Origin of the sequence: Vibrio sp. Vf1514 (genome assembly GCF_052076135.1) — a bacterium.
Lineage (GTDB): Bacteria > Pseudomonadota > Gammaproteobacteria > Enterobacterales > Vibrionaceae > Vibrio > Vibrio furnissii.
Genome location: NZ_CP197267.1, coordinates 24513 through 39689 on the forward strand (window position 1 = coordinate 24513; position 15177 = coordinate 39689).

The following is a 15177-nucleotide window of genomic DNA, read 5'->3' on the forward strand; positions in this document are numbered from 1 at the left end:
GCGTCTCCTAGGTGTTCTCTAACATATCATTGTTGGACGCGCCTGGCGGGACCAACGGCCACACGTTCTCTTCTTCATCGATCGCAACGTGCAACAGGTAAGCGGTTTTGCTGGCCAGCATCTCTTTCAGCGCCGGTTCCACTTCCGCTTTCGTGGTGATGGTTTTGCCCGGAATATCGAAGGCTTTCGCCAGCATGATGAAATCTGGGTTGTCATCGAGAATGGTTTCACTGTGGCGACCATCAAAGAACAGTGATTGCCACTGGCGCACCATGCCCAGACGTTGGTTATTCAGCAGCACCATCTTGACCGGGATCTGGCGACGTTTCAGCGTGCCCAGTTCCTGAATGTTCATCATGAACGAGCCGTCACCGGTGATGAGAATCGATGGGTCATTCGGGCGAGCCACCGCCGCGCCCATCGCGGCTGGTAGGCCAAAGCCCATGGTGCCAAGACCCGCCGATGAGATGAAGTTTTGCGGATCGCGTGGCTGAATGTGCTGCGCGGCCCACATCTGGTGCTGGCCGACGTCGGTCGAGACGATGGCGCTGTCTGGCATCATGTCTGACAGTTGTTTGAGCAGTAGTGGGGCAAAAATCGCGTCGCCCGGGTGGTCGTAACGCCATTTGAATCCGCTGCGCAGGCTTTCACTGTGGTGAACCCAAGGCGAGATATCGTGGCTCAGTTCAAGCTGAGGCAAAATGGTGTTGATGTCGCCGCGCAGCGCCGCATTGGCTTGACGCAGTTTGTTAAATTCCGCCGCATCGATATCGATGTGAATGACTTTGGCGTGGGGCGCAAAGGTATCCAGTTTTCCGGTCACGCGGTCATCAAAGCGCGCGCCGACGACGATCAACAGATCGCTTTCCTGCACCACTAAGTTTGCTGCCTTGGTGCCGTGCATGCCCAGCATGCCCAAATAATGCGGATCGTGACGCTCGATGGTGCCGAGGCCTTTCAATGTGCTGACGGAGGGCATCGGGTTCAGGCGCAAAAACTCGCGCACGGTGTCGGTGGCTTTGGCCAGTTGTACGCCGCCGCCGACATATAACACCGGGCGCTCGCTGTGCGCTAATAACTGCTGTGCATTCACCAGTTGTTGGGCATCGACCTGCGGGATCGCAGGCGGTGTAAACGCCGGCAAAACGGAAACCGGCGCTTGCCCCAATTGCACATCTTTGGCGATATCGACGATCACAGGGCCGGGACGACCCGCTTTGGCGACTTCAAACGCTTCCGCCAGCGTGGGGGCGAGTTCATGAATGTCGGTCACGAGGTAACTGTGTTTGGTACACGAGAGTGACATACCAATCACATCCATTTCCTGGAAGGCGTCAGTGCCGATGTGAGAACTGGCAACCTGACCGGTTATTGCAACGAGAGGGACTGAATCGAGGAAGGCATCGGCAAGGCCGGTGACTAAGTTGGTGGCGCCTGGGCCGGAAGTGGCCATACATACTGCCACGTCCTGTGTGGCTCTGGCCATGCCGATGGCGGCCATGGCGGCTCCCTGTTCGTGCCGACACAAGATGTGTTCGACACCGCCATCATACAACGCATCATAGATGGGCATGATGGCGCCGCCGGGGTAACCAAAAACGGTTTTGATTCCCTGTTGTCTTAATGCGGCTACGACTAATTGAGCTCCGGTCATCGTAAGCCTCCTGTACAGCGATCCGACTCGCTGTCTGTTGTGTTGTGTTTGCACCTCATGTGCGGCTCCCCATTCTTCCTGCCATGTCTGGTGAGAGATTCATCAGCATGTGCTTTTTTTAAGTCTAACAGTTGTAAAAAAACCCCCGGACTTTTCAGTGCGGGGGTTTTTTGAATCTGGTGTCTATTTTGCGCCCACAAGCCCCCGCGCGGTCATAATCAGGACCACGATAATAAGGCTAATCAGAGAGTTGAAACGGGCGTATAAGTTCATCGTAATAATTCTAAATGTTGTCGTAATATCATACGAAATTGTTTGCGTCTCTAGTGGTAACACACATCTCTGTTACATGACAAGAAAAAAGTCATTCTTTTTTCACATTCTCGTTTTAACCCGCCGCGTTATATAACAACTGTCGTCACCCGCAGCCGAGCTCAATCGGTGCGGTGAATGGTTTTTAATCAGTAACGAAGGAACGTCATGGGACTCGCAATTATTCACAGCCGCGCCAGCATTGGGGTACAGGCGCCGGCTGTGACGGTGGAAGTGCACATCAGCAACGGCATGCCGGGGTTTACGTTGGTCGGTTTGCCCGAGACCACCGTCAAAGAATCCCGCGATCGCGTGCGCAGCGCCATCATCAACTCCAAATTTGAATTTCCCGCCAAACGCATCACGGTGAATTTAGCCCCCGCCGATCTGCCCAAAGAGGGCGGCCGTTTTGATTTGCCGATCGCGCTCGGTATTTTGGCCGCTTCGGATCAGATAGCGCTGCCCAAACTGAGCGATCATGAGTTCATTGGGGAATTGGCACTGTCGGGGGAAATTCGCAGCGTCAAAGGCGTGCTGCCTGCGGCGCTGGCTGCCAATCAAGCGCAGCGCAGTTTGGTGGTGCCTCATCACAATGGCGATCAAGCTGCGCTGGTGGGGCAAGAGCAACATAAATCGGCGCGCACGTTACTTGAAGTGTGCGCTGACTTGTGCGGCCAGCAGACGTTGTCGCTGTTTCAAAGTGACGCGCATGACGCTAGCGCGCCGCGCGAGCGCGATTTGCAGGACATCATTGGTCAGCAGCAGGGGAAGCGCGCGTTGGAGATCGCAGCGGCAGGTAATCACAATTTATTGTTTCTCGGTCCGCCGGGCACGGGCAAAACCATGTTGGCCTCACGGTTGTGCGATCTGCTGCCGGAGATGACCGAGGCCGAGGCGATGGAAACTGCGTCGGTGGCCTCGTTGACGCAACAAGAAATCAATCAGCACAACTGGAAACAGCGCCCGTTTCGCGCGCCGCATCATTCCAGTTCCATGGCTGCACTGGTGGGCGGCGGTTCGATTCCTCGCCCCGGAGAAATTTCGCTCGCCCACAATGGGTTGCTGTTTTTAGATGAAATGCCGGAGTTTGAACGCAAAGTGCTCGATTCGCTGCGCGAACCATTGGAATCGGGCGAGATCATTATCTCGCGCGCGCAGGGTAAAACTCGTTTCCCAGCACGGTTTCAGTTGGTTGGCGCGCTCAATCCGAGCCCGACCGGGTATTACGAAGGCAATCAGGCGCGGGTGAATCCGCAGGGGATTTTGCGTTACTTGAGCCGTTTGTCGGGGCCGCTGCTGGATCGCTTTGATATGTCGATTGAAATTCCGGCATTGCCCAAAGGCACTTTGTCACACGGCGGCGATCGCGGTGAGCCGACGGCAGTGGTGCAGGCGCGGGTCTTTCGCGCGCGTGAAACCATGCTGGCGCGCAGTGGGAAAGTCAATGCGCTGCTCCACAGTCGTGAAATTGAAACTTACTGTCCGCTCAGCCAGCCGGATGCGGAGTTTCTGGAAAATGCACTGCATCGCTTGGGGTTATCGATTCGCGCCTATCATCGCATCATCAAGGTGGCACGCACCATCGCCGATCTCAGTGGCGAAGCACACATTCAGCGCGCGCATCTGGCCGAAGCGCTCGGTTATCGCGCCATGGACCGGTTACTCAAGCAGCTGACCGCCCAGTCCGTCTAAGCGCACACTGCGCTGACCTTTGGCTTGTGTATTTCTTTCAGCGGGCAAGCGCGTATAATGGCCCGCTGTTTTTTTACTCAATTCATTGATTCCTATAAATTCTATGCTTGCTTACCTTCTGCTTGTGCTCAATATTGTGCTGGTGATCCTCAATACGGCCTTCAGTTCGCTGCTGATCTGTGCGATTGCGCTGATCAAAGTGCTGCTGCCCACACCGAAACTGAAAGTCCTGGCCACTCGAATGGCAGACAAAGCGATGTGGCTGTGGGCAACGCTCAATGCGCGTATTTTATCGATGTCGAATCGGGTCGAGTGGGACATTGAGGGCGGGGAAGGCCTGAATCAGCAGGGCTGGTATTTGATGATCAGCAATCACCTCAGTTGGACGGATATTGTGGTGCTGTGCTGCGTGTTCAAAGACCGCATTCCGATGCCGAAATTTTTCCTCAAACAGCAACTGCTGTACGTGCCGTTTGTCGGCATGAGCTGTTGGGCGCTGGACATGCCGTTTATGCGTCGCTATTCGCGCGAATATTTACTGCGCCATCCCCACAAGCGCGGTCAAGATTTGGCGACCACGCGTCGCTCATGCGAAAAGTTTAAATTTCACCCGACGACGGTGGTGAATTACGTTGAAGGCACGCGTTTCACGGCGCACAAACAGCGCGCGACGCGCTCGCCGTATGACCATTTGCTGATGCCCAAAAGCGGCGGCATTGCCTATACGCTGGCGGCGATGGGAGAACAGTTTTCCAATATCATTGATGTCACGCTGGCCTATCCGGACAACACCGAGAAACCCTTTCGCGACATGTTGATGGGCCGCATGACGCGCATTGTGGTGCGCATTCGCGTGTTGCCCGTCGATGCGCAGGTGCGCGGTGATTATTTTCATGACAAACCATACAAACGCCAGTTTCAGCAGTGGTTAGGGCAGCTATGGCAAGAGAAAGACCAGCTGTTACGCACGCTGTATGCGCCAAAATCCGATGCATAAAAAAGGGAGCCAGCGGCTCCCTTTTGCAATGCGTTGAACTTACTTACCCAGCAGGAAGTTGATCAGCGCGAAGTATTCGTCGGTCGATTTCACGCCTTGGGCTTGTACTAAGTAGTGATTGTTGACGATCACTGACGGCACGCCAGTCAGGCCGCTGTCTTGGAACTGCTTGTCAAAGCGGCGTACCATAGAATCCACCGCGAACCCGTTGAAAGCTGCGTCGAATTTCGCACCATCGATGCCTTCATCGACAAAGATTTGGCGCAGTTCGGCATCGTTTTTCGGTGCTTTGTGCATGGTGTGAATGCGGTTAAACATCACTGGAATCATTTTGTCTTCGACATTCAGCGCAATCATGGTCGCGTAAGCTTTGCTCATCGATTTACCCATGTTGCCGCCCATGAATGACACGTGATTTTTTTGCAGTTTCACGCCTTCAGGCAGCTCTTTTTTCAACTGAGACATGATCGGCTCGAACGCATTGCAGTGCGGGCAGTAGAACGAGAAGTACTCGGTCACGCTCGGTTTCGCGGACGGTTCCAGGTCGAGCACTTTGTAATGCACCCCTTCTTTGAACTGTGCGGCATGGGCCGACAGGCTTAACATCAGGGTTGCAACCAGTGCAAACAGCTTTTTCATTGTGAACTCCATTATTACTTTGAAGGCTTGTTACCATTGTGGCATCAGAGAGAGCGGTGGCTCTTCCAATGCCGCGATTTGTTCTTTGAATGCCAGCACCTGGCTCTCCCAGTATTTTGGATCATTAAACCAAGGAAAGGCGAGCGGAAAGGCTGGATCTTGCCAACGTTTTGCCAACCATGCCATGTAGTGCACCATTCGTAGACCGCGCAGCGGCTCGATAAGTTTCAATTGATTCATGTTAAAATCGCAGAACTCTTGATAGCCTTCCAGCACGAGATCCAGTTGCATCAGTTTGTCGCTGCGCTCGCCGTTGAGCAACATCCACACATCTTGTACCGCAGGGCCATTGCGCGCATCGTCGAGGTCGACGAAGAGTGGGCCGTCACGCCACAAAATATTGCCGGGATGGCAGTCGCCGTGCAGGCGAATCAACGCTTGATCTGGTTGCCAATGCTGCTCAATGCGGTTGATCAGTAGATCCAGATCGTGGAAAAAGCTGTTTTCCAGATGCATGGGAATACATTGCGCGTTGTGCAGCAGCGCGCGCGGTTGATACAAGTATTCGTCCAACCCGATGGTCGGGCGATGCAGGAACGTTTTACTCGCGCCCACTTTATGAATGCGGCCGAGAAAGCGTCCGACCCACTCCAGCTGTTCTTCGTTGTCGACTTCAAACTGACGGCCGCCGACGCTGTTAAACAGCGCAAAATGGTACCCCTGATAATGGTGCAGTGACGCGCCGTTGATCACCAGTGGCGCGGCGAGTGGAATCTCGGCCTCGGCCAGCTCCAGTGCAAAGTCGTGCTCTTCCTGAATCTGTTCGATGCTCCAGCGCTGCGGGCGGTAGAACTTCACCACGAAGCGGCGGCGATCTTCATCGCTGAATTGATACACACGGTTTTCGTAGCTGTTGAGTGCCAGAAACCCTGATTCGGCGCGAATACCTATGCTCTCTAAGGCGTACCACATAAAATCGGGCGTCAGGGCATCAAACTGAAAATTTGCTTGTGTCATTGATTAAAAAGGGCTCATTGCTGAGCCCTTTTCCATGTCGAGTGTTTAAAGCTTTTTGATAAATCGGCTTTCCACTTGCATTGTGAATTGGTTGCTGTCATCGGTGAGTATAAACTGAATTGTCGCAACCGGAGAGCTGAGATTGTCAGGTTTGACCCCCAAACTCATCGGCAGGTTGAGCACTTCGCCCGGTTCGACCTGCACCGTTTGCTTGCCGTACCACGAGACGTCGGTCAGACCGCTGACATCAAGCGTATAGGTTTGGATGTGCTGCGTTTTGTTGATCACCTTGAGGGTGTAGGTGTTTTCAATCTCGCCGGAGCTGTTGGTGCGGAACAACTGGCTGCGGTCGCGAATCACACTGAGCCCGGCTGGATCCACCGCGGCCACCTGAGCAAAGAACAAGCCGATCATCACCAGTAACACCGCACCATAACCCAGCAGTTTCGGCCGCATCACTTTGGTGTGTTTGCCCGACAAGCGGTGCTCGGTGGTGTAGCTGATCAAGCCTTTATCGTAGCCCATGCGTGCCATGGTGGTGTCACATGCGTCAATGCAAGCCCCGCAGTTGATGCACTCATATTGCAGGCCGTCACGAATATCGATACCGGTTGGACACACCTGAACGCACAAATCACAGTCAATGCAGTCACCCAAGCCGAGCGCTTTGGGATCGGCTTTGCGTGAACGCGGGCCGCGCTGTTCACCCCGTTCGGTGTTGTAACCGACGATGAAGGTATCTTTGTCGAACATCGCCGATTGGAAGCGTGCGTACGGGCACATGTGAATACACATAATCGAGCGCATCCACCCCGCGTTGCCGTAAGTGCAGATGGCGAAGAACATCACCCAGAACACCGGCCAGAAGGTGGCGTTGAAGGTAAAGAAATCGATCACCAAATCGCGCACTGGCACAAAGTAGCCGACAAAGGTAAACCCGGTCGCCAACGCAATCGCAAACCAAGCGATGTGTTTGGCGGTTTTGCGCATCGCCAAATTGGCGGTCATTTTGTTGCCGTCTTGCTTGCGGCGTTTGTTGGCGCTGCCTTCGAGTTTCTCTTCAAACCAGATGTACATGAAAGTCCATACGGTTTGCGGGCACAAGTAACCACACCACACGCGGCCTAAAAAGGTGGTGATAAAGAACAGGCCAAACGCGGCGATCATAAACAGCAGCGCGAGCAGGGTTAAATCCTGCGGGTATAAGGTGGTGCCAAAGAAGTTGAACTGCTGATGACCGAGGTCGAGCAAAATGGCTTGGCGGTTGCCGTAGGAGATCCACGGAATCAAACCAAACAGCAGCAAGAGAAACCAGCCACCGTAACGGCGCAGTTTCTGGTAGGTTCCTTTGCTTTCGCGCACGTAAATGCGATTGCTCGGGTTGAATCGGTCGCCTTCCTGACCCTTGTGGGTCTTTGGGTTAAAGACTTTCGGAGTCACATCTTTGATGTCGATCTTATCCTGACTCATCAAATTATCCTTTTGGGCATCATGGTGTGATTTCTGGTGATCACACTCTTTTTGACATGGCTTAACCCGTCATACGCAAATGGCGCAGCAGGGGAGTATGGTTGCTTCATAAAGTGGTGATTATAGCGGCAATCACATTTTTATTTCTTTAACGCAATCAACCTTTAACAACAAATATCCTTACATTTTTGCCAGTTATCATTAACATTGCGGATAAAAAAAGAGCGGCCATGGGCCGCTCTGCATAATGAGGATGAGATTACTTGATGATGCCGCGGGCGCGGAGGATCGCGGTTTTAAAATCGTCTTCGTAGTCTTTTTTCAGGCCAGGAATGACCGCATCTTTGGCGCTGTTGCGCATCTTGAGATGGTAGATCAACACATCATCTGTGAGCTCTTCCAGTGGGCCTTGGTAACCGGCTTCCGCGGCCAGTTTGCAGATAAACGGGATCAGATTCAGCTCGGAATCTTTATGCCATTCTGGCTCCAGCAATTGCAACAATTCTTCGACGCGATGACACTTCATACTTTCTCCACATTTTTTGTAATGGTTTGGTGTAAAGGTATCAAATTGCGCACGGAATACAATCGGTGAAGGGGCGACACACTCAAATTGAGGACAAGAAAAAAGCGCAGGGTAAGCTGCGCTTTTTAATTAAGCGGCCTGGACCACTTTTGTTTCTGGCGATGCAGAGACTGCATTTTTCTCGACAAGAGTAGGCGCGGGCGCGATTTTTTTCGCAACCGGTGCAGCAGCAAAACCACTGCGACGGCGCATTGCACTACGGTTAGTGTGCGAAAACCTGACAGCTGTTGGGCGCATTCAGTAACCTAACGGTCAGGCATATCCATTGCCGATGTAATGGCCTGAATCATTATGAGTTGCTCTTCTGCATCTGAACAAAAATGAAGAAGGATGGCTCATTCTGGCGAACGCCAATCCAAATAATGACTCAGGAATAACGATATGCATGCATATCGAAGTTAGAGTAGCACCAAGTTTGCAAATGATCGATAGTTAACCAATGTTTATGTTAAAGAAATGCTTGTGGTGTGTGAGAATCGCCATTGTGTTCGCAATCTTTTCCGCTTTACACTGGGCGCTCAACAACAGGAGGTGTGTATGTCATTTCTGAAGAAAACCCTCGCCAGTTTTGGCATCGGTTCGGCGAAAGTCGACTCCGTCTTGCAGCAGGAAGCCTTGATCCCGGGCCAAACGGTCAAAGTGACCATTCACGTGTACGGGGGCGCTACAGCGCAAGCGATCGATAACATCGAACTCAAACTCTGCTGTCGTTACATTGCAGAAGTGACCATGGCGCGGGGCCGTGAAGAGGGCGGCAGCACGCGTCGCATGCCGCAAGCGCACACGCTGGCCAGTTGGTCGCTGCCGTATGCATTTACCATTGCAGCGGGAGAGACGCGCGATTTTGACGTCGAACTCGCCGTGCCATGGAACACGCCCGTCACCATTGGCGATGCCAAAGTGTGGCTCGAAACCGGGTTGGACATCGCCATGGCGATCGATCCGGCGGACAAAGACATGCTCACCGTCCGCCCTGATCCATTCATGGATGGCATTTTTACCGCCTTGGAAGAGCAAGGATTACGCCTGCGCCAAGTGGAGTGCGAAGCCGCCAAAGGATTTGCGCTGCCGTTTGTGCAGGAGTTTGAATTTGTGCCCACCGACGGCCCGTTTCATGGCCGCTGGCGTGAATTGGAAATCGTGGCTTATCGCGATAAAGACCAGCTGCAGATGTGGTTTGAGATCGACCGTTTTCAACATGGCGCAACGGGAATGTTGGCCAGCTTGCTGGGCAAAGGCGAGCTGAAACGTCAGTTGACGCTCCCCTGCACCTTGTCGCCAACGCAGGCGGGTGAACGCGTATTGCGGTTTCTAGATAGCCATTCCTAAGGTGAACATCGGTGTGAAACTTCTGGCTTACATGTGTACGCTGAATGTGCCATACTAGCGCCGAACTATCGCACGGATTGGGAAATCGTATGTCGAGTACTGCTTACAGCGTCAAAGAAGAAGTTGCCAATGCGATCAGCCATGGCATCGGCTTCATTTTGGGGATTGTCGGTTTGGTCCTGTTATTGGTCAAAGCGATGGATCACCGTGCGGATGCGCTGACTTTGGCCAGCATGAGTATTTATGGCGGCAGCATGATTGCGTTGTTTCTCGCTTCGACGCTGTATCATGCGATCCCGCATCAAAACGCCAAACGGTGGTTGAAAACCTTTGATCACTGCGCGATTTATCTCTTGATTGCCGGCAGTTACACGCCGTTTCTGTTGGTCAGCCTGCGCACGCCGTTGGCGTTTGGGCTGATGATCGTGATCTGGCTGATTGCGCTATTTGGCATCATCATGAAAATTGCGTTTGTGTACCGCTTTAAGCGTTTATCGCTGGTGACCTATCTGATCATGGGGTGGTTGTCGCTGATTGTGATTTATCAGCTGGCCCTGAATCTGGATGTGGGTGGGTTAACCTTGCTGGCTGCGGGTGGGGTGGTGTATTCGCTGGGCGTGATTTTCTATGTGGCGAAACGCATTCCGTACAATCATGCCATTTGGCATGCGTTTGTTTTGGCCGGATGCGCTTGCCACTTTCTGGCGATCTACCTCTATATCGACCCGGTTTAACGGGTCTCGACTTGGTTCACGCTGACGCGGATTTGATAGCGCGGCGCTTCAGCCACGTTCACTTCAATGGCTTTGCCGGCCACTGAGGCCTGCGGGCGCAGGTAGGTGTCGGCCATCCGTTTGATCGACTGCCAAATGGTGCTGGTTTGTGTGGCGAGCACTTGGCCTTGCTCATCCAGAATTTCAACTTTCAGTTCAATGTTGATCACCGATTGGCTGCTCTGGTTGGTGATCGCGGTGGGAAGCACTAAGCGGCCATCACGATAGCGCGCGCTGCCCAGCACAATGTCGATGCCAGAATTGCTTAGTTGCAGGGTCGGTTTGTCGCTGCCGAGCTCAATCATGCTGGCGCGCTGCGCTTTGACCAGCGGCGCTGCGATCACGGGTGCGGCGGCCACGACTGCTGTGTCGCTGGGTTGGACGGTGGGGGCGACCGGCTGCACGTATTGCCAAGTAAAGTCATCGTTCAGTTGTACGTCACGGCCATCTTGTAGCGTGACCACTTCGCTCGCCAGGGCAAGCGGTGCCCAGCTTGCCATCATCAACGTGATTAGGTTTTTCATCTGTATCCTTAACGTCGCCAGAACGCAGGGAAGAACAACACCAAAATGGTGAGGATTTCCAAACGCCCCATCAACATACCAAAACTTAAAATCCACTTCGCTGCGTCAGGCAGCGGAGCAAAGTTACCGGTTGGGCCAATCACACTTCCCATCCCCGGGCCAACGTTGGCCACGGCGGTGATTGCCCCCGTAATACTGGTGGTTGGGTCAAGCCCCATGACTGACAATGCGCCAGCGATGAGAATAATCGTGATGATGAACGTCACGCCAAACGCTACCACTGAGCGCACGATGTCTTCGTTCACTGGGCGCTGATTGTAGCGTTGCACGAACACGCCAGAGGGATGAATCAAGCACATCATCTGGTTTTTGAGCAGCGCAAAACAGATCTGAAAACGGAAAATCTTAATCCCGCCCGAAGTGGAACCGGAACACGCCCCCGCCATCATCAAAAATGCAAACAGCGTACTGGGCAGGGCGCCCCAAGCGGTAAAGTCATCCAAGCCAAACCCCGTGGTGGTCACCACCGAGACGATGTTAAACATCGAGACGCGTAGCGCATCCAACATTGCGTAGCCGTTATTGAAGTGGAGCCAGAAGGCGACAATCAGGCTGCTGATGATAAACAGCAGGAAGAAGCCTTGGACTTGTGCGTCTTTGAACAGCTCTTGTGGACGGCGCTTGCGCAGAGCTGTCACAAACAGCAGAAATGGCAGACCACCGAGGAACATAAACAGCGTTGCAACCCAATGCGAGCCGTTGGAGAAATGGTTCATGGAGCCGTCAGAGGTCGAGTAACCACCGGTAGACAGCGTGGTGAAGGCGTGGTTAATCGCGTCAAACAATCGCATGCCCGTCAGCATGTAACCGACAATGCACAGCCCGGTGAGCACCAGATACACCGCCACAATGTTTTTTGCCACAGTTTTGGCGCGCGGGCTGCTTTTATCGGACCAGTCGGAGGATTCGGTTTGGAACAAGCGCATCCCCCCCACGTTGAGCATCGGCAATACCGCCACCGCCATCACGATGAACCCAACCCCGCCAAGCCATTGCAAGATGGAACGCCACAGCAAAATACTGGGCGCCATGGTGTCGAGGCCACTCAGCACGGTGGAACCAGTGGTGGTTATGCCAGACATGGTTTCGAAGTAAGCGTCAGTAAAGCTGATGTGATTGATGAACACAAACGGCAACGCCGCGAACGCACTGGCGATGGTCCACACCAAACTGGTGATGAGGAACATATCGCGCACACTGAGGCGGAAATTCGACGTTCGGCCAATCGACAGGCAGATAAACGCCGCGATGTGGGTGATGATCACCGCTTGTGCGAAGTCGAGAAAGCCGCCGGTCCCGGTGAAAAAAGCCACCAGCGTGGGCACGTACATAAACAGGGCCAGTTTGGATAAAACCAACCCAATAACAAACATTATGGGGCGTAAATTCAGCATAACGCCAACAACCTATAGGAAAAACGGACTCGGTTGGAACAGGGCTTCCACGTCAGGCACGTATTTCTTGTCGACGAGGAACATCACCACGTGATCGTCCTGTTCAATGACCGTGCGATCGTGGGCGATCAGCACTTCTTCGCCACGCACGATGGCACCAATGGTGGTGCCTGGTGGCAGTTTGATATCACCCACCGCACGACCCACCACTTTGGAGGTGGTTTCATCGCCGTGCGCAATCGCTTCGATCGCTTCGGCAGCGCCGCGGCGCAGGGACGACACGTTGACGATATCGGCACGACGAACGTGCGTCAGCAGGGCTGAAATCGTGGCTTGTTGCGGTGAAATGGCGACGTCGATGACGCCCCCTTGCACCAGCTCAACGTACGCACCGCGTTGAATCAGCACCATCACTTTTTTCGCGCCCATACGTTTGGCCAGCATGGCGGACATGATGTTGGTTTCATCTTCGTTGGTCAGGGCAATAAATACATCGACCTGATCGATGTTCTCTTCGGTCAACAGCTCTTGATCGGCGGCATCGCCACAGAACACGATGGTGTTTTCCAGCTCTTCCGACAGCTGTTCAGCGCGTTGATAGTTGCGCTCAATCAGTTTGACGCTGTAGCTGTGTTCCAAACGCATGGCTAGGCTCGCACCGATGTTGCCCCCGCCGACAATCATGATGCGGCGATACGGTTTTTCTAGGCGTTGCAGTTCACTCATGACCGAGCGAATGTGATTGCTGGCGGCGACGAAGAACACTTCATCGTCCGCTTCAATAATGGTGGTGCCTTGCGGGCGAATCGGGCGTCCTTGGCGGAAAATCGCGGCGACGCGCGTGTCGATATGCGGCATGTGCTCTCGCAGTGCTGACAAAGCATTGCCCACCAACGGGCCGCCGTAATAAGCCTTGACCGCCACCAGACTGACTTTTTCATCAGCAAAGCTCACCACTTGCAGCGCGCCGGGGTATTGCACCAAACGCTCAATGTAACTGGTCACCAGCTCTTCTGGAGCGATCAGGTGATCGACCGGAACCGCGCCGGATTGGAATAAGGCTTCTTTCTCGGCCAGATATTCGGGCGAGCGAATGCGGGCGATACGGTTTGGCGTGTTAAACAGCGTGAACGCCACTTGGCAGGCCACCATGTTGGTTTCATCGGTGTTGGTCACGGCCACGAGCATGTCGGCGTCTTGTGCGCCGGCTTCACGCAGCACATCCGGGTGGCTGGCATGGCCGTTCACCACGCGTAAATCATATTTATCTTGTAGTTCGCGCAGACGGTCGCTGTTTTTATCCACGACGGTGATGTCGTTGTTTTCTCCGACCAGGTTTTCCGCCAGCGTGCCGCCGACCTGACCTGCACCAAGAATGATGATTTTCATACCTTATTCTCTTGTGATTGCACGCCAAAGGCAGCTCGAGAGCTGCCTTTGCATCGTTTTTTACGCTTGTTTTGTCAGCACGGCGTAGTAGAAACCGTCCATATCCTCTTCACCAGGAAGAATCTGGCGGCCCGGATTGTCGAGCTCTGATCCCACCAGCTGCGCGTTCGATGTGCGCGTTAAGAAGTCTTTCACCTGCAGTACGTTTTCCTGCGGTGTAATTGAACACGTTGCGTACACCAAAGTACCACCCGGTTTCAACTGTTGCCACATTGCGTCGAGAATTTCGCGTTGTAGCTCCGCTAATGCCGCAATATCTTCTCCGCGACGCAGCCACTTGATGTCCGGGTGACGACGAATCACGCCCGTTGCTGAACACGGCGCATCGAGCAGAATGCGATCAAACTGACCGCCTTGCCACCACTGTTCTGGGTAACGCGCATCGCCGCACACCACTTTTGCGCTCAGGTTCAAGCGCTTGAGGTTGTCATGCACACGCTTGAGGCGCGTGTCATCGCAGTCAATCGCCACGACGTCGCACCCGTGGGTCCGTTCCAGAATGTGCGCAGTTTTGCCACCCGGTGCGGCGCAGCAATCCAGGATCAGTTCGCCGTCTTGCGGTTGCAAATAGTGCAACGCCAGCTGTGCCGCGGCATCTTGTACCGACACCCAACCTTGGGCAAAGCCCGGCAGTTGCGTCACATCGCACGGTGCGGCCAATTTTAATGCGTCATGTGCTTGCGAATGCACACTGCTATCAATGTTTTCATGATTGAGCAGCGCTTGATAGGCATCGCGCTCATGGTGCTGGTGGTTGACGCGCAGCCACATCGGCGCTTTGCTGTTGTTGGCTTCAACAATCGCTTCCCACTGCTGTGGGTAAGCGTTTTGCAGCAATTTGAGCAGCCAACTTGGGTGGCCATATTTGCCCGCATTGTGGCTCATCGCCTCGGCATCTAACGCATCTTGGTTGCGTTGGTAGTTGCGCAGCACGGCGTTGATCAGACCACGCAAGCGTGGGCCTTTGAGATCTTGAGCGCCTTCAACCGTTTCACCCACGGCCGCGTGCGGTGGAATCCGCATAAAGCTCAGTTGGTAAATGCCGACCAAAATTAGATGGTGGAACACACGTTGTTTGCCCTTGAGTGGCGAGTCCATCAACGCATTGGCGATTGACTCCAAACGTGGCAAATAGCGCAGCGCACCGTAGCAGATCTCCTGCAGCAGCGCGTGATCGCGAGGACGGATGTTTTGTTGAGCCGCCGGAAGCGCCATCGACAAAGACTGACCTTTATCAACAACTTGAAACAGAACCTGAGCGGCTGCAGCGCGAACATTCAT

13 protein-coding genes are annotated in these 15177 nt (G+C 53.8%); 4 read left to right on the top strand and 9 right to left on the bottom strand.

Going from position 1 to position 15177, the window contains the following annotated elements; all coding sequences use genetic code 11:
- Nucleotides 1–7: 7 nt before the first annotated feature.
- The gene (ilvG, locus tag ACS18Q_RS00120) at nt 8–1654 is read right to left on the bottom strand and encodes an acetolactate synthase 2 catalytic subunit (RefSeq protein ID WP_441257222.1); all 1647 of its coding nucleotides are present in this window, start codon (nt 1652–1654) and stop codon (nt 8–10) included.
- Between the two features lie 480 nt (nt 1655–2134).
- Between ilvG and ACS18Q_RS00125 the strand changes: the two genes are divergently transcribed.
- Together ACS18Q_RS00125 and ACS18Q_RS00130 are read left to right on the top strand one after the other, a co-directional pair.
- Nucleotides 2135–3658, top strand: a complete 1524-nt coding sequence (locus ACS18Q_RS00125) for a YifB family Mg chelatase-like AAA ATPase (RefSeq protein ID WP_441257223.1) — start codon at nt 2135–2137, stop codon at nt 3656–3658.
- A 103-nt stretch (nt 3659–3761) separates the two neighbouring features.
- Nucleotides 3762–4655: an acyltransferase gene (locus ACS18Q_RS00130; RefSeq protein ID WP_286279724.1), complete on the top strand. Its 894-nt coding sequence runs from the start codon at nt 3762–3764 to the stop codon at nt 4653–4655.
- 39 nt (nt 4656–4694) lie between these two features.
- Here the strand turns inward: ACS18Q_RS00130 and ACS18Q_RS00135 are convergent, their stop codons facing one another.
- The 4 genes from ACS18Q_RS00135 to ACS18Q_RS00150 form a co-directional block, all read right to left on the bottom strand.
- The gene (locus tag ACS18Q_RS00135) at nt 4695–5294 is read right to left on the bottom strand and encodes a thiol:disulfide interchange protein DsbA/DsbL (protein ID WP_004728756.1); all 600 of its coding nucleotides are present in this window, start codon (nt 5292–5294) and stop codon (nt 4695–4697) included.
- Between the two features lie 30 nt (nt 5295–5324).
- Complete coding sequence (locus ACS18Q_RS00140) at nt 5325–6311, bottom strand: serine/threonine protein kinase (RefSeq protein ID WP_143680915.1); 987 nt, start codon at nt 6309–6311, stop codon at nt 5325–5327.
- Between the two features lie 45 nt (nt 6312–6356).
- Nucleotides 6357–7781: a cytochrome c oxidase accessory protein CcoG gene (gene ccoG, locus ACS18Q_RS00145; protein WP_004728760.1), complete on the bottom strand. Its 1425-nt coding sequence runs from the start codon at nt 7779–7781 to the stop codon at nt 6357–6359.
- 259 nt (nt 7782–8040) lie between these two features.
- Entirely contained in the window at nt 8041–8307 is a 267-nt protein-coding gene (locus tag ACS18Q_RS00150; RefSeq protein ID WP_004728762.1) for a YihD family protein, read from the bottom strand.
- Nucleotides 8308–8904: 597 nt separating this feature from the next.
- On the opposite strand from ACS18Q_RS00150, the gene ACS18Q_RS00155 reads away from it, so the two are divergent.
- Nucleotides 8905–9696, top strand: a complete 792-nt coding sequence (locus ACS18Q_RS00155) for a sporulation protein (protein ID WP_441257224.1) — start codon at nt 8905–8907, stop codon at nt 9694–9696.
- An 89-nt stretch (nt 9697–9785) separates the two neighbouring features.
- Entirely contained in the window at nt 9786–10430 is a 645-nt protein-coding gene (gene trhA / locus ACS18Q_RS00160) for a PAQR family membrane homeostasis protein TrhA (protein WP_004728768.1), read from the top strand.
- Here trhA and ACS18Q_RS00165 read toward each other — a convergent pair.
- The 4 genes from ACS18Q_RS00165 to rsmB are packed head-to-tail and all read right to left on the bottom strand — an operon-like array spanning nt 10427 to nt 15177.
- A complete protein-coding gene (locus ACS18Q_RS00165) occupies nt 10427–10993 on the bottom strand; it encodes a DUF3157 family protein (RefSeq protein ID WP_441257225.1) in 567 nt (188 codons plus the stop codon). The two genes, trhA and ACS18Q_RS00165, sit on opposite strands and share 4 nt — an antisense overlap.
- A gap of 8 nt (nt 10994–11001) precedes the next feature.
- Nucleotides 11002–12447 carry a TrkH family potassium uptake protein gene (locus ACS18Q_RS00170; protein ID WP_004728772.1) on the bottom strand — a complete coding sequence of 482 codons (1446 nt, stop codon included), beginning with the start codon at nt 12445–12447 and terminating at the stop codon, nt 11002–11004.
- Nucleotides 12448–12459: 12 nt separating this feature from the next.
- A complete protein-coding gene (gene trkA, locus ACS18Q_RS00175) occupies nt 12460–13836 on the bottom strand; it encodes a Trk system potassium transporter TrkA (RefSeq protein WP_004728773.1) in 1377 nt (458 codons plus the stop codon).
- A gap of 60 nt (nt 13837–13896) precedes the next feature.
- Nucleotides 13897–15177, bottom strand: coding sequence for a 16S rRNA (cytosine(967)-C(5))-methyltransferase RsmB (gene rsmB, locus ACS18Q_RS00180; RefSeq protein WP_441257226.1), 1281 nt, complete (start codon nt 15175–15177; stop codon nt 13897–13899).

What these genes read in the sequence shown, in the direction of transcription:
- ilvG (WP_441257222.1), bottom strand. Translation starts at nt 1,654, where the DNA reads ATGACCGGAGCTCAATTAGTCGTAGCCGCATTAAGACAACAGGGAATC.
- ACS18Q_RS00125 (WP_441257223.1), top strand. Translation starts at nt 2,135, where the DNA reads ATGGGACTCGCAATTATTCACAGCCGCGCCAGCATTGGGGTACAGGCG.
- ACS18Q_RS00130 (WP_286279724.1), top strand. Translation starts at nt 3,762, where the DNA reads ATGCTTGCTTACCTTCTGCTTGTGCTCAATATTGTGCTGGTGATCCTC.
- ACS18Q_RS00135 (WP_004728756.1), bottom strand. Translation starts at nt 5,294, where the DNA reads ATGAAAAAGCTGTTTGCACTGGTTGCAACCCTGATGTTAAGCCTGTCG.
- ACS18Q_RS00140 (WP_143680915.1), bottom strand. Translation starts at nt 6,311, where the DNA reads ATGACACAAGCAAATTTTCAGTTTGATGCCCTGACGCCCGATTTTATG.
- ccoG (WP_004728760.1), bottom strand. Translation starts at nt 7,781, where the DNA reads ATGAGTCAGGATAAGATCGACATCAAAGATGTGACTCCGAAAGTCTTT.
- ACS18Q_RS00150 (WP_004728762.1), bottom strand. Translation starts at nt 8,307, where the DNA reads ATGAAGTGTCATCGCGTCGAAGAATTGTTGCAATTGCTGGAGCCAGAA.
- ACS18Q_RS00155 (WP_441257224.1), top strand. Translation starts at nt 8,905, where the DNA reads ATGTCATTTCTGAAGAAAACCCTCGCCAGTTTTGGCATCGGTTCGGCG.
- trhA (WP_004728768.1), top strand. Translation starts at nt 9,786, where the DNA reads ATGTCGAGTACTGCTTACAGCGTCAAAGAAGAAGTTGCCAATGCGATC.
- ACS18Q_RS00165 (WP_441257225.1), bottom strand. Translation starts at nt 10,993, where the DNA reads ATGAAAAACCTAATCACGTTGATGATGGCAAGCTGGGCACCGCTTGCC.
- ACS18Q_RS00170 (WP_004728772.1), bottom strand. Translation starts at nt 12,447, where the DNA reads ATGCTGAATTTACGCCCCATAATGTTTGTTATTGGGTTGGTTTTATCC.
- trkA (WP_004728773.1), bottom strand. Translation starts at nt 13,836, where the DNA reads ATGAAAATCATCATTCTTGGTGCAGGTCAGGTCGGCGGCACGCTGGCG.
- rsmB (WP_441257226.1), bottom strand. Translation starts at nt 15,177, where the DNA reads ATGAATGTTCGCGCTGCAGCCGCTCAGGTTCTGTTTCAAGTTGTTGAT.